The organism is Amycolatopsis sp. lyj-23, from assembly GCF_046549135.1.
GTDB lineage: Bacteria > Actinomycetota > Actinomycetes > Mycobacteriales > Pseudonocardiaceae > Amycolatopsis.
This window is the reverse complement of record NZ_JAJPWN010000005.1, coordinates 1-13564: the sequence shown is the minus strand read 5'-3', so window position 1 is coordinate 13564 and position 13564 is coordinate 1. Positions and strand designations below refer to the sequence as shown.

Below are 13564 nucleotides of genomic sequence, written 5' to 3'. Positions count from 1 at the left end.
CACTGCTTGCCGAGGAGTTAATGAAGTGACCGACACCTCCGCCGACCTCGTGATCCTGGGAGGCGGATCGGGCGGCTACGCCGCGGCGTTCCGCGCGGCCGAGCTGGGCCTTTCCGTCACGCTGATCGAGAAGGACAAGCTGGGCGGGACGTGCCTCCACCGGGGCTGCATCCCGACCAAGGCCCTGCTGCACGCCGCCGAGGTCGCCGACGAGACCCGTGACGCCGAAGCGGTCGGCGTCAAGGCCGCCTTCGAGGGCATCGACATCGCCGGGGTCAACAAGTACAAGGACGGCATCGTCGCCCGCCTGTACAAGGGCCTGCAGGGCCTGGCCAAGGCGCACAAGGTGAACCTCGTCGAGGGGGCAGGCACGTTCGTCGGCGGCACGACCGTCGAGGTGGACGGCACCCGCTACACCGGCAAGAACGTCATCCTCGCCACCGGCTCGTACTCGCGCACGCTGCCCGGCCTGGAGCTCGGCGGCCGCATCATCGCCAGCGAGCAGGCCCTGTCCCTCGACTACGTCCCCAAGAAGGTCGTCGTCCTGGGCGGCGGTGTCATCGGCGTCGAGTTCGCCAGCGTCTGGGCCTCCTTCGGCGTGGACGTCACCATCGTCGAGGCGCTGCCGCGGCTGGTCCCGAACGAGGACGAGTTCGCGTCCAAGCAGCTCGAGCGCGCCTTCCGCCGCCGCAAGATCGCCTTCAAGACCGGCGTGAAGTTCACCGGCGCGAAGCAGGACGACAACGGCGTGAGCGTCTCGCTGGAATCCGGCGAGACCATCGAGGCCGACCTGCTGCTGGTCGCCGTCGGCCGTGGGCCGAACTCGGCCGGCCACGGCTACGAGGAGGCCGGCGTCAAGATCGAGCGCGGCTTCGTCCTCACCGACGAGCGGCTCCGCACGAACCTGCCGAACGTCTACGCCGTCGGCGACATCGTCCCGGGCCTGCAGCTCGCCCACCGCGGCTTCCAGCAGGGCATCTTCGTCGCCGAGGAGATCGCCGGGCAGAACCCGCGCGTGATCGACGAGAGCGGCATCCCGCGGGTCACCTACTCGCACCCGGAGGTCGCCTCCGTCGGGCTGACCGAGTCGCAGGCGAAGGACAAGTACGGCTCGGACGTCACGACGTTCACCTACGACCTGGGCGGCAACGGCAAGAGCCAGATCCTCAAGACCTCCGGCGGGGTCAAGCTCGTCAAGGCCCCGGACGGCCCGGTCGTCGGCGTCCACATGGTCGGCGACCGCGTCGGCGAGCTGATCGGCGAAGCGCAGCTGATCTACAGCTGGGAGGCGTTCCCCGAGGACGTCGCGCCGCTCATCCACGCGCACCCCACCCAGACCGAGGCCCTCGGTGAAGCGTTCCTCGCCCTCGCGGGGAAGCCGCTGCACGTGCACAGCTGACGTCCCACCAGCAGAATCCAGACCACGCAGAACTTGGAAGAGGAGTCAGCGAACGATGGCCTACTCCGTCACATTGCCGGAGCTCGGGGAGAGCGTCACCGAAGGCACCGTCACCCGGTGGCTTAAGCAGGAGGGCGACACCGTCGAGGTCGACGAGCCGTTGCTCGAGATCTCGACCGACAAGGTCGACACCGAGGTGCCCTCCCCCGTCGCGGGCACGGTCGTGAAGATCAGCGCCCAGGAGGACGAGACCGTCGAGGTCGGCGGCGAGCTCGCCGTCATCGACGACGGCACCGGCGGCGTGCCGGAGTCCTCCGGGTCCTCGGCCCCGGCGCAGGAAGAGGCCGCGTCCCCGGAGCCGGAACCGCAGCAGGAGTCCGCGCCGCCGGCCGAGGAGTCCGCGGACAGCGCGCCGAGCAAGCCGGACACCGCGCCGGCCGCCGGTGGCGAAGGCACCGAGGTGAAGCTGCCCGAGCTGGGCGAGAGCGTCACCGAGGGCACCGTCACGCGCTGGCTGAAGGCGGTCGGCGACTCGGTCGAGGTCGACGAGCCGCTGCTCGAGATCTCCACCGACAAGGTCGACACCGAGGTGCCGTCGCCGGTCGCCGGCACGGTCCTGGAGATCCGCGCGGGCGAGGACGAGACCGTCGAGGTCGGCGGCGTCCTGGCCGTCATCGGGGACGCGAACGCGGCGCCGAAGGCCGAAGCGAAGCCGGAACCCGAGCCCGAGCCGAAGCCGGAACCCAAGCCGGAGCCGAAGCCCGAGCCCAAGCCGGAACCGGTCCAGGAGACCAAGCCCGAGCCCAAGCCGGAACCGAAGCCCGAGCCGCAGGCCGCCCCCGCGGCCAAGGCGACCGAGTCGGCGCCCGCCGCCGCCTCGAAGGACGGCTCGGCGGACGGCCCGTACGTCACGCCGCTGGTCCGCAAGCTGGCGTCCGAGCACGGCATCGACCTCTCGACGCTGACCGGCAGCGGTGTCGGCGGCCGGATCCGCAAGCAGGACGTCCTGGCCGCGGCCGAGGAGAAGCAGAAGGCCGCCGCGAAGCCGGCGCCCGCCGCTTCCGCCCCGGCCGCCGCGGCGGCCCCGTCGGCTCCGGCCGCCCGTCCGGCGGCCGCGGTGTCGCCGGAGCTCGCCGCGCTGCGCGGGACCGTGCAGAAGGCCAGCCGGATCCGCCAGATCACGGCCACCAAGACCCGCGAGTCGCTGCAGATCGCCGCGCAGCTCACGCAGGTCCAGGAGGTCGACGTCACGAAGATCGCCAAGCTGCGGCAGCGCGCGAAGGCGGGCTTCAAGGAGCGCGAGGGCGTCAACCTGACGTTCCTGCCGTTCTTCGCGAAGGCCACGGTCGAGGCGCTCAAGCAGCACCCGAACGTCAACGCGTCCTACAACGAGGACACGAAGGAGATCACCTACCACGGCGCCGTGCACCTGGGCATCGCGGTGGACACCGAGCGCGGCCTGCTCTCGGTCGTGATCCACGACGCGGGCGAGCTGAGCCTGGCCGGTCTCGCGCACCGGATCGCCGACCTGGCGGGCCGCGCGCGGGCGGGTCAGATCAAGCCGGACGAGCTGTCGGGCGGCACCTTCTCGATCACGAACATCGGCAGCGTCGGCGCGCTGTTCGACACGCCGATCATCGTGCAGCCGCAGTCGGGCATCCTCGGCACGGGCGCGGTCGTCAAGCGCCCGGTGGTCGTCGCGGACGCCGACGGCAACGACACGATCGCCGTCCGGTCGATGGCGTACCTGCCGCTGACCTACGACCACCGCCTGGTGGACGGGGCCGACGCGGGCCGCTTCCTGACGACGATCAAGCAGCGCCTGGAAGAGGGCAACTTCGAGAGCGAACTCGGCCTCTGACGCACGGACGGCGAAGGCCGCCACGGGAAGTTTCCGTGGCGGCCTTCGCCGTGTCCGGGAGTGCGGGCACGCAGCGGATGCGCAACGATCGGGGTATGCGAGTACTCATCGCCGGGGCGAGCGGCTTGATCGGGTCGGCGCTGGGCGAACGCCTGGGCCGCGACGGCCACGAAGTCCGCCGTCTCGTGCGGCGTGAAGCGCGCGGAGGCGGTGAGTTCCGGTGGGATCCCCCGTCGGGGACCATCGCGGACGGCGCGTTCGAAGGCGTCGACGCGGTAGTGAACCTGGGCGGCAAGCGGCTGTTCCCCGGGCGGTGGAGCGCGATGCGCAAGCAGGAGCTCACCGACAGCCGGGTCGAACCGACCGAGGTGCTCGCCGAAGCCGTCGCCGAGCACGGCATCGGCGTGCTCGTCAACGCGTCGGCCGTCGGCTACTACGGCCACACGCACGAGTCCACTGTGGACGAGTCGGCGCCGCGTGGCGGCGGGTTCCTCGCCGAGCTCTGCGAGGCCTGGGAGGCCGCGACGGCCCCGGCGGGCGACGCGCGGGTCGTGCACCTGCGCACCGGGCTCGTCCTGTCGGCGGAGGGCGGCCTCTACGGCACGCTGCGGCCGCTCTTCCGGCTGGGCCTGGGCGGGCGCCTCGGCGACGGCCGCCAGTACATGTCGTGGATCTCCCTCGAGGACGAGGTCGGCGCGATCGCCCACGTCCTGACGGCGGACGTGGCGGGCCCGGTGAACCTGACCGGCCCGGCACCGGTGACCAACGCCGAGTTCACCCGGGCCGTCGGTCGCACCCTGCACCGCCCGGCGCCGTGGTGGGTGCCCGGCGTCGCGCTCAAGGCCGTACTCGGCCAAGCCGGGGAAGAAATGGCGCTGTTCGGGCAGCGGGCGGTCCCCGCCGTGCTGGAGCGGTCCGGGTACGTCTTCCGCCACCCGACCCTCGACCAGGCGCTCGCCGCGGCATGACGGTCGCCCTCAAACGCTGGCTCGTCGTCGGCTTCGCGCTGACGGCGGCGTTCGTCGCGCTGGGGCTCGGCGTCGCCCGGCACCCGCTGACGCTCGACTCGCAGGTGGCGGACGCGCTCCACGGCGTCTACACGCAGCCGCTCGGGCGGGCGGCGCAGATCGGCAGCGACGTCCTCGGCCCGGTGCTGCCCTGGGTCCTCGGCGCGGCGCTGCTCGCGCTGGCGTTGCGGTGGCGGCAGCACACCGGGTTGTGCGTGCGGCTCGCCGTCGTGCTGCTGCTGTGCCGGCTGACCAGCGTCGCGGCCAAGCCGCTGTTCCTGCGGGAGCGCCCGCGCGACTACCCGGACCTGAGCTACCCGAGCGGGCACGTGACGTCGGTGGCGAGCGTCGGGTTCGTGCTGGTGCTGCTCTGCGCGTGGCTGTGGCCGCGGCTGGTGAAACGCGTCCTGCTGAGCTCCGCGGTGGCGGTCGTGATCAGCGCTGCCTGCCGCGTCCTGCTGGGGGTGCACTGGGTGTCGGACACGATCGGCGCAGTGCTGGCGGTGACCGGTGTCGGGCTGCTCTCAGCGTGCGCCTTGCGGCTGCTTCCGCCGGGTGACGGGCGTAGCCTCGACGGGTGAGTTCTTCCCGCACTTCCTGCCGCGCCAGCACCGAGCCCGTCGACGTCCGGGAGCTCGGCACGATCGACTACACCGAAGCCTGGGAGCTCCAGCGGAGCGTCCTGACGGCTCGCGCGGACGGCACCGCGCCGGACACGATGCTCCTGCTGCAGCACCCGTCGGTGTACACGGCGGGCAAGCGCACGGAGGAGGCCGACCGCCCGGCGGACGGCACCCCGGTGATCGACGTGGACCGCGGCGGCAAGATCACCTGGCACGGCCCGGGCCAGCTGGTCGGCTACCCGATCGTCGAGCTCGGCGACCCGATCGACGTCGTCCACTACGTGCGGCGCCTGGAGGAGGCGCTGATCCACGTGTGCGACCAGCTGGGCGTGACCAGCGGCCGGGTGGAAGGTCGCAGCGGCGTGTGGATCCCGGCGGACGACCGCGGCATCGAGCGCAAGATCGCGGCGATCGGCATCCGCGTCCAGCGCGGCGTCACGATGCACGGCTTCGAGCTGAACTGCAACGCCGACCTGGCGGCGTTCGATTCGATCGTCCCGTGCGGCATCCGCGACGCGGGCGTGACCTCTCTGTCGTACGAGCTCCAGCGCGACGTCACGGTGGAAGCGGTCCTCCCCCTGGCCCGCGACGCGGTACTGGCAGCCCTGGAAGGCGAGCTGCCGGTGAGCGAGGACCGCTGGCTGCCCCGCCCGGCGGCTCCGGAAGCCGCCGGCGTCACCTTCGCCCTCCAGAACTGACCCTGAGATCCGAAAGCCGGGGCGGCCTCCTGTGGACAACAGGAGGCCGGTCCGGCTTTCGCGGTCCGGAACTGTCGGTGCCTTCCGCTAGCGTGGAAAACGGGGGCTGCTCAGTCCAGCTGCGGCGCGACCTCCGCGGCGATCAGCTCGAGCTGGTCCAGGTCCGAAAGATCCAGCAGCTGCAGGTACACCCGCGTGATCCCGGTCTTCTCCCGCCACTGCCCGATCCGGTCGACGACCTCCGCCGGTGTCCCCGCCAGGCCGTTCGTCCGCAGGTCGTCGACCTCCCGGCCGATGACCGACGCCCGCTGGGCGACCTCCGCGTCCGAGCGTCCCACCGCGATGACCAGGGCCACCGAGCGCAGGATCTCCTTCGGGTCGCGGCCGATCTCCGTCGCCGCCGCCTCGACGCGGGCGAACTGGGCCGCCGCCGTCTCAGCGTCGGTGAACGGCAGGTTGAACTCGTCGGCGAACCGGGCCGCCAGCGCCGGGGTGCGCTTCTTGCCGCCGCCGCCGATGATCACCGGCGGGGCCGGCGACTGGGCCGGCTTCGGCAGCGCCGGCGAGTCCGACAGCTTGTAGTACCGGCCGTCGAACGAATACGTCGAGCCCGGCGGCGTCTTCCACAATCCGGTGATGACCTCGAGCTGCTCGGCGTAGCGGTCGAAGCGCTCCTTCAGCGGCGGGAGCGTCAGGCCGTACGCCTCGTGCTCGGCGTCGTACCAGCCGGCCCCGAGGCCGAACTCGACGCGGCCGCCGGACATCTGGTCGACCTGCGCCACCGAGATGGCCAGCGGGCCCGGGTGCCGGAACGTCGCCGCGGTGACGAGCGTGCCGAGCCGGATCCGGCTGGTCTCCCTGGCCAGGCCGGCCAGGGTGATCCAGGCGTCGGTCGGGCCGGGCAGGCCGTCGGCCGAGCCCATCTTCAGGTAGTGGTCGCTGCGGAAGAAGGCGTCGTACCCGGCGGCTTCGGTCGCCTTGGCGACGCGCAGCAGGTCGTCGTAGCTGGCCCCTTGCTGGGGCTCGGTGAAGATCCTCAAGTCCACGACGTCAGCCTATAGAGACGTCGGGTTCCGTGCGCCTCAGCCGGACCAGCATGCGGACGATCACGTCTTCGATCTCGGCGCGGACCTTCTTCGGATCGGGTGAACTCGCGATTTCGGTGGCCGCGCTCGACAGCGCGCCGAACAGCAGCCGCGCGGTGACCTCGACCGGCACCGGCTCCACCTCGCCCGCGTCGACCAGGGACTGCAGGCCCGAGCGGACCAGGCCGAAGCTGCACCGCTCCTCGGCCTCGCGCCAGCGCTCCCAGCCCATCACGACCGGCGCCTCGTGGATGGCGATCCGCTGGTAGGCGGGGTCGAGGCAGGCGCGGAAGAACGCGTTGAGCCCGGCGAGCGCCCGCTCCCACGGCGTGCCCTCGCCGGTCATGATCTTCTCCAGCCGGTCGAAGACGATGCTCTCGACCTGCTCGAACGCGGCTTCGAAGAGCGCCTGCTTACCGCTGAAGTGGTGGTACAGCGCCCCTTTGGTGACCCGCGCGCGTTTGGCGACCTCGTCGAGCGAGGTACCCGCGTAGCCGCGTTTGGTGAACAGTTCGACCGCGCTGTCGACCAGCGCGGACCGCGTCGACTCGGAATAGTCGAGTCGTCTGGACCTCATTGTCGCCACCTTCACAACTTTACGCCCGCAACCGGTCTCCATACTCATGGTATGTTCGGCGCGTCAGGTCCGTACCGGGAGTATGCCGCAGACCCGCGGTATGACCCGGGCCACGGAAGGGGAGCCACAGATGAGCTGGACCGACTTCTACCGACGTCAGGAAATCCTCGAAGCGACCGTCCGCCTGGCCGCCCGCAACCCGGGTGAGCCGCTGCCGCTGGAGGAGGTGCCCGGCGCCGAGGAGCACTTCGGCACCGAGGAAAACGTCCTCACCGCCTTGCAGTACCAGTGGACGCGGACGCTGAGCGGCCGCCTGCGCGCCGAGGTCGCCGACCCGGACGACGCCGACGGCCTCGGCGACCACGTCGACGCCGTCACCCGCGCCTGGCGCGCCGCCGTCGAAGAGCACAGCGACCTGCGCACGGTTCTCGACGGCGCTTACGCGCGGCACGCGTCGCTGCGCCGGATGCACGAAGGCGAGCTGCGGATGCTCGCCGTCACGGCCGGGCTGGCCGACCCGCGCGAGCCGGCCGACGAGCTGGTCAAGGTGGGGCGCGCGTTCGAAGCGCTGCTGCACGCGAACCGCTCGGGAACCACCCGCCGCCGTCCCGTCATGGGACACCTGCGGCGCCTGCTCGCGCCGAGTGCGTGAACAGGGTTTAGTACACGTATGACGGAGCGCTGGACCGAAGCCGACATCCCCGACCAGACCGGCCGGACCGTTCTGGTCACCGGGGCGAACTCCGGACTGGGACTGCGCACCGCCGAGGTGTTCGCGAGCAAGGGGGCTCGTGTGCTCCTCGCCTGCCGTTCCGCCGAGCGCGGCGCGAAGGCACTGGACGTCGTGAAAGCGGCCGCCGCGGGCGCCGAACCCGAGCTCGTCCCACTGGACCTGAGCGAGCTCGCCTCGGTGCGCGCGGCCGCCGCGTCGGCCCGCGAGCTGACCGGCGACACCCTGGACGTCCTCGTCAACAACGCCGGCGTGATGGCGACCGCCCGCGGCCGCACCGCCGACGGCTTCGAGCTGCAGTTCGGCACGAACTACCTCGGCCACGCGGCGCTGACGTGGCTGCTGATGCCCGCGCTGCGCGGCCGGGTCGTCATGCTGTCGAGCCTGGCCGCCGTCGGCGCCCGCATCCACCTCGACGACCCGAACGCCGAGCACCGCCGCTACAACCCCGCCGCCGCGTACGGGCAGTCGAAGCTCGCCGACCAGGTGTTCGCGCTCGAACTGGACCGCCGCCTGCGCGCGGCCGGCTCGGCCGTGATCAGCGTCGCCGCCCACCCCGGCTACACCGCCACGGGCCTCGGCAGCGGGATGGCGCGCTCGTACGCCAACCCGGTCGTCCGCTCGATCATCGCCGGCGGGCACCGGATCGGCGAAGTCCTGTTCGCGCAGAACGTCCGCCAGGGCGCGCTGCCGCAGCTGTACGCGGCCACGGCGGACGGTGTCGAGGGCGGCGACTACATCGTCCCCGGCGGCCTCGGCGGCGCGCGCGGAAACCCGGTCAAGAGCCGTCCCCTGGCCGCTGCGCGCAACGAGTCCCTGGGGGCCGGGTTGTGGGACGTCACGACGAAGCTGACCGGCGTCACCCCCGATCCCGCGTAGCCCGGACGGGCGTACGGTTGATGCCGTGAGTGCTGCGCCTGAAGGCCGGAAGCTGTTGCGTCTCGAGGTTCGCAACAGTGAGACGCCGATCGAGAAGAAGCCGTCGTGGATCAAGACGCGGGTGCGGATGGGTCCGGAGTTCACCGAGCTCAAGGGTCTGGTGCGCCGCGAGGGTCTGCACACGGTGTGCGAAGAGGCTGGTTGTCCCAACATCTACGAGTGCTGGGAAGACCGCGAGGCGACGTTCTTGATCGGTGGGGATCAGTGCACTCGGCGGTGTGACTTCTGTCAGATCGACACCGGCAAGCCCGCTGCTCTCGATCGTACGGAACCGCGGAAGGTCGCGGAGTCCGTGCAGGCCATGGGGCTGCGGTACTCGACGGTCACTGGTGTGGCCCGGGATGACCTTCCCGATGGCGGTGCGTGGTTGTACGCCGAAACTGTGCGTCAGATCCATGCGTTGAACCCCGGTACCGGGGTGGAGTTGCTGATTCCGGATTTCAACGCGGATCCGGCGCAGTTGGCTGAGGTGTTCGGGTCGCGGCCGGAGGTTTTGGCGCACAACGTGGAGACGGTGCCGCGGATTTTCAAGCGGATCCGTCCTGGGTTCCGGTATGCGCGGTCGCTGGAGGTCATCACGAAGGCGCGTGAGGCCGGTCTGGTGACGAAGTCGAACCTTATTCTCGGGATGGGTGAGACCCCCGAAGAGGTCGCTCCGGCGATGCAGGATCTGGTCGATGCGGGTTGCGAGATTCTGACGATCACGCAGTATCTGCGTCCGTCGCCGCGGCATCATCCGGTGGACCGGTGGGTGAAGCCGGAGGAGTTCGTGGAGCACTCCAAGGCTGCGGAGGCGATGGGTTTCGCGGGGGTGATGGCGGGGCCGTTGGTGCGCTCGTCCTACCGCGCGGGACGCCTCTACGCCCAGACCAAGGCCCACCGCGGCGAAGTCCTGCCCGAGAACCTGCAGCACCTGGCGGCCGAAGGACCCGCAGCTCAGGAAGCCGCGTCCCTCCTGGCCCGGTGACCGACGTCATCCCACCATCCTTAAAGGATCGGTAAAGTGGCGGCATGGCCCTGGTTTCGGACCTCCTCAGCTGGTTGCAAGGACTCCCGGAACCGGGGCTCGTCGCCGCGACCGGCGGCCTGGTGTTCGCCGAGTGCACGATCGGGCTCGGCTTCCTGGCCCCCGGCGAATCCGGGCTGCTCATCGCCGCGACGACGGCGAACACCGTCCCCCGGTTCCTGGCGCTCTGGCTCGTCGTCACCCTCTGCGCGACGGCGGGCGACGCCCTCGGCTACGGCATCGGCCGCCGCTTCGGGCCGCGCCTGCGCGAGACGAAACTGATCCGCAAGTACGGCCTGGCAGCCTGGGACAAGGCCACCGCCGTCCTCGAACGCCGGGGCGCCTGGGCGGTGTTCTTCGCCCGGTTCCTGCCGGTGATCCGGACCTTGACGCCGGCGTCGGCCGGGACGTCCGGGCTGCCGTTCCGCAGGTTCCTGCCCGCGGCCGCGGCGGGTGCGTTCTGCTGGTCGCTGGTCCACATCGGCATCGGCGCGGCGCTCGGCGAAGCCGCCAAGCGCATCGAAGGCGCCTTGAACACCGGCGGCCTGATCGTCGTCGGCGTGCTCGCCGCCGCGGCCGTGTTCTTCCTGCTGCGCCTGAAGAAGCGCAAGGTGCTCGCGGAACCCGAACGTGAGCGCGTGCCCTGACCGCGGGCTTACTACATTCGGTCGCATGAGTCTCGCGGATCTCCCCCGGCCGGTCGGCTTCGTCCTCGGCGGGGGCGGCAGCCTCGGCGCCATGCAGGTCGGCATGCTGCGCGCCCTGTTCGAGGCCGGGCTCACCCCCGACGTCGTGACCGGGACGTCGGTCGGCTCGCTCAACGCGGCCGTGCTGGCGCGCTCCGGCGAAGACGCACTCGCGCGGCTGCACGACATCTGGGCGCACATGACGCGGGCGGAGGCGTTCCCCGGCGGCGTGCTCAGCCGCGTCCGGACGCTGACCCAGAGCAAGACGCACCTGTTCCCCAACACCGGCCTGGCCGGGATCGTCGCCGACCACCTCGGCGCCTCGACGCGCTTCGAGGACCTGGCGTTGCCGCTCGGCGTCGTCACGACGCAGGTCCACACGGCCGAGCCGCTGCTGATCCGCTCCGGACGGCTGCTCGAGCCGCTCCTGGCCAGCTGCGCGATCCCCGGGATCTTCCCGCCGGTGGAGCACGACGGGCAGCTGCTGTACGACGGCGGGCTCGTCGCGAACGTCCCGATGCGGCAGGCGCTGACCATGGGCGCGAAGTCGCTGGTGGTGCTCGACTGCGCGTTCCCGGGGAAGCTGCCGGAGGCGCCGCGGACGTTCGCCGAGGTGATGATGTTCACCGCGATGATCAGCATGCGCAACCAGGCCGTGCTGGAGGCACCGCTGGCGGCTGCGCAGGTGCCGGTGCTCTACCTGCCCGGGCCCGCGCCGGTACGTGTGAACCCGTTGGACTTCGGGCACACGGAAGCACTGGCGGAAGAGGCGTACACGGCGGCCCGCGAGTACCTCGGGGCGCTTTCGGTGAGCGGCCCGGGACTCTACGGTGCACCGGGCCTCGTCGTCACGTGATCCACGTCACGCCGATGCACCGATCCAGCGCCAAGAACGTCATCGCTATCGCGTAGTTTTGATGACGAATGCCCGCCGATCCCGATTCCCAAAAAAGAGATAATATGCTCCCCAAGAAGATTTTACTTTCGGTGGCCGGAATCCTCGCCGGAGCACTGCTGCTTTCCGCCTGCTCGTCCGGTGACGACGGTGGTACGCCCGGCGGTGGGGCGCCGGCGTCGGGGTCCGCCGCGCCGGCCGACACCCCGGTCGCGGTGACGTTCGAGCCCGCGGGCGGCACGGCGGTGAACCCGGCAACGCCGATCGTCGTCAAAGCGGCCAACGGGAAGCTCCTCGACGTCACGGTGACCAACGCGGCCAAGGGGAAGGCGGTTGCCGGCAAGCTGGCGGCCGACGGGTCGAGCTGGACGTCCAGCGAGCCGCTCGGCTACGGCTCGACGTACAAGATCGTCGCGCACGCCCAGGGCGCCAACGGGAAGCCGGTCGAGCAGGACAACCAGATCACCACGATCGCGCCGAAGAAGCAGGCGAACGCGAACCTGATCCCGGCGCCGTCCGCGGTGGCGAGCACGGGCGTCGGCGTCGGCCAGCCGATCGTGTTCAGCTTCGGCAAAGTCGCCGTGAAGAACAAGGCGGCGGTCGAGAAGGCGCTGACGGTGGAGTCGACCCCGAAGCAGGACGGCGGCTGGTACTGGATCGACGACTCGAACGTCCACTACCGGCCGAAGGAGTACTGGAAGGCCGGCACGACGCTGAAGGTGACGGCGAAGATCTACGGCGTCGACTTCGGCGGCGGGGTGTTCGGCGCGGAAGACCGCTCGGAGACGTACAAGGTCCACGATTCCTGGATCGCGAAGGCGGACGGGAACAGCGAGCAGATGCAGATCTTCCACAACGGCGCCATGGTGAAGTCGATGCCGATCTCGATGGGCAAGGACGCCACCCCGACCCACCTGGGCGCGCACGTGATTTCGGACAAGCAGGCGAACTACACGATGGATTCCTGCACGTACGGCGTCTGCCCGCCGGATCCGAAGGCGTACCGCTCGAACGAGAAGTTCTCGGAGCGCATTTCCAACGACGGCGAGTTCGTCCACGAGAACCCGAACAGCGTGGGCCAGCAGGGCAGTTCGAACGTGTCCCACGGCTGCATCAACCTGAACGACGCGAACGCCCAGTGGTTCTTCCAGAACATGGGCCTGGGCGACGTCGTGGAGGTCACGAACTCGGGCGGCCCCCAGCTCCCGGTCTGGGACCTGTACGGCGACTGGTCCAAGTCCTGGGCCGACTGGCAAGCCGGCTCCGCGATCAAGTAACCACCGTCCTTCCCGCTTTACGAAGAGGGGGGTCAGGAGCTCCGCTCCTGACCCCCTTCTTCGTACCCACCCGACCGTCCAGGCACGCCATCCGACCTCGCAGGTACGCAAGATGCCCGCCTAGACGGCGAGATGCCCCTCCAATCACGCGAGATGCCCGCCCAATCACGCGAGTTCCGCCTCCAATCACGCGAGATGCGGGTCTGATCACGCGAGTTCCGCCTCCAATCACGCGAGATGCGGGTCTGATCACGCGAGTTCCGTCCCGGGTCACGCCGGCGGCGAGCGCGGAGGGGAACCACGTGTGCTTGGCGGGGCATATGCGTGATTGGGGAGGCATCACGGCGGCCGGCCGGGCGTGCCCGGGACCGGAACCCGGGTGACTGCGGCCGGGACTCGCGTGATCCTCGGCGGGATTCGCGTGTCTGGGGCCGGAACTCGTGTGATTGAAGCCGGAATTCGCGTACCTCGCCGGTCGGTCGGCGTACCCAGGCAGTCGGCTTGCGTACCCAGACGGTCGGCTCGCGTACCTAGACCGTCGGCTTGCGTGCCTGGAGGGTCGGGGCGCGGGCCGGGAGGGTGGGGGTGGGTATGAAGAAAGGGCCTGGGCCGGGAGACTTGCGTCTCGACCGGGCCCAGGCCCTTTCTCAAGTAAGTTCGGCGGTGTCCTACTCTCCCACAACCCTTCGGTTGCAGTACCATCGGCGCTGTCAGGCTTAGCTTCCGGGTTCGGAATGGGACCGGGCGTTTCCCTGACGCTATAACCACCGAAACACTCCGA

The 13564-nt window shown here is 70.5% G+C and carries 13 protein-coding genes and 1 rRNA gene; 11 read left to right on the top strand and 3 right to left on the bottom strand.

Going from position 1 to position 13564, the window contains the following annotated elements:
- Positions 1 to 25: 25 nt before the first annotated feature.
- The 5 genes from lpdA to lipB all read left to right on the top strand — a co-directional run bounded on the left by lpdA (position 26) and on the right by lipB (position 5588).
- Positions 26 to 1399 carry a dihydrolipoyl dehydrogenase gene (lpdA, locus tag ACLJPY_RS12660; protein WP_410588346.1) on the top strand — a complete coding sequence of 458 codons (1374 nt, stop codon included), beginning with the start codon at positions 26 to 28 and terminating at the stop codon, positions 1397 to 1399.
- Between the two features lie 55 nt (positions 1400 to 1454).
- A complete protein-coding gene (sucB, locus tag ACLJPY_RS12655) occupies positions 1455 to 3260 on the top strand; it encodes a 2-oxoglutarate dehydrogenase, E2 component, dihydrolipoamide succinyltransferase (RefSeq protein WP_410588345.1) in 1806 nt (601 codons plus the stop codon).
- 95 nt (positions 3261 to 3355) lie between these two features.
- Positions 3356 to 4228 carry a TIGR01777 family oxidoreductase gene (locus tag ACLJPY_RS12650; protein WP_410588344.1) on the top strand — a complete coding sequence of 291 codons (873 nt, stop codon included), beginning with the start codon at positions 3356 to 3358 and terminating at the stop codon, positions 4226 to 4228.
- Positions 4225 to 4848: a phosphatase PAP2 family protein gene (locus ACLJPY_RS12645; protein WP_410588342.1), complete on the top strand. Its 624-nt coding sequence runs from the start codon at positions 4225 to 4227 to the stop codon at positions 4846 to 4848. The genes ACLJPY_RS12650 and ACLJPY_RS12645 overlap by 4 nt, the downstream gene beginning before the upstream one ends.
- The gene (gene lipB / locus ACLJPY_RS12640) at positions 4845 to 5588 is read left to right on the top strand and encodes a lipoyl(octanoyl) transferase LipB (protein WP_410588340.1); all 744 of its coding nucleotides are present in this window, start codon (positions 4845 to 4847) and stop codon (positions 5586 to 5588) included. Before ACLJPY_RS12645 ends, lipB begins: the two co-directional genes overlap by 4 nt.
- 110 nt (positions 5589 to 5698) lie before the next feature.
- On the opposite strand, the gene ACLJPY_RS12635 is transcribed toward lipB, so the two are convergent.
- Together ACLJPY_RS12635 and ACLJPY_RS12630 are read right to left on the bottom strand one after the other, a co-directional pair.
- Entirely contained in the window at positions 5699 to 6634 is a 936-nt protein-coding gene (locus tag ACLJPY_RS12635; RefSeq protein ID WP_410588338.1) for an LLM class F420-dependent oxidoreductase, read from the bottom strand.
- 4 nt (positions 6635 to 6638) lie between these two features.
- Positions 6639 to 7250, bottom strand: coding sequence for a TetR/AcrR family transcriptional regulator (locus tag ACLJPY_RS12630; protein ID WP_410588336.1), 612 nt, complete (start codon positions 7248 to 7250; stop codon positions 6639 to 6641).
- Between the two features lie 130 nt (positions 7251 to 7380).
- On the opposite strand from ACLJPY_RS12630, the gene ACLJPY_RS12625 reads away from it, so the two are divergent.
- The 6 genes from ACLJPY_RS12625 (at position 7381) to ACLJPY_RS12600 (ending at position 12783) form a co-directional block, all read left to right on the top strand.
- Positions 7381 to 7902, top strand: coding sequence for a hypothetical protein (locus tag ACLJPY_RS12625; protein WP_410588334.1), 522 nt, complete (start codon positions 7381 to 7383; stop codon positions 7900 to 7902).
- 18 nt (positions 7903 to 7920) lie between these two features.
- Positions 7921 to 8859 carry an oxidoreductase gene (locus ACLJPY_RS12620; protein ID WP_410588333.1) on the top strand — a complete coding sequence of 313 codons (939 nt, stop codon included), beginning with the start codon at positions 7921 to 7923 and terminating at the stop codon, positions 8857 to 8859.
- A 25-nt stretch (positions 8860 to 8884) separates the two neighbouring features.
- Positions 8885 to 9886 (top strand): lipoyl synthase, encoded by a 1002-nt coding sequence (gene lipA / locus ACLJPY_RS12615; protein ID WP_410588332.1) that lies wholly within the window; start codon positions 8885 to 8887, stop codon positions 9884 to 9886.
- A 44-nt stretch (positions 9887 to 9930) separates the two neighbouring features.
- Positions 9931 to 10572, top strand: coding sequence for a DedA family protein (locus ACLJPY_RS12610; RefSeq protein WP_410588331.1), 642 nt, complete (start codon positions 9931 to 9933; stop codon positions 10570 to 10572).
- 25 nt (positions 10573 to 10597) lie between these two features.
- A complete protein-coding gene (locus tag ACLJPY_RS12605) occupies positions 10598 to 11467 on the top strand; it encodes a patatin-like phospholipase family protein (RefSeq protein WP_410588329.1) in 870 nt (289 codons plus the stop codon).
- 104 nt (positions 11468 to 11571) lie between these two features.
- Entirely contained in the window at positions 11572 to 12783 is a 1212-nt protein-coding gene (locus ACLJPY_RS12600; RefSeq protein WP_410588327.1) for a L,D-transpeptidase, read from the top strand.
- Positions 12784 to 13438: 655 nt separating this feature from the next.
- Here the strand turns inward: ACLJPY_RS12600 and rrf are convergent.
- Positions 13439 to 13555 (bottom strand): 5S ribosomal RNA (gene rrf / locus ACLJPY_RS12595).
- Positions 13556 to 13564: the final 9 nt, after the last annotated feature.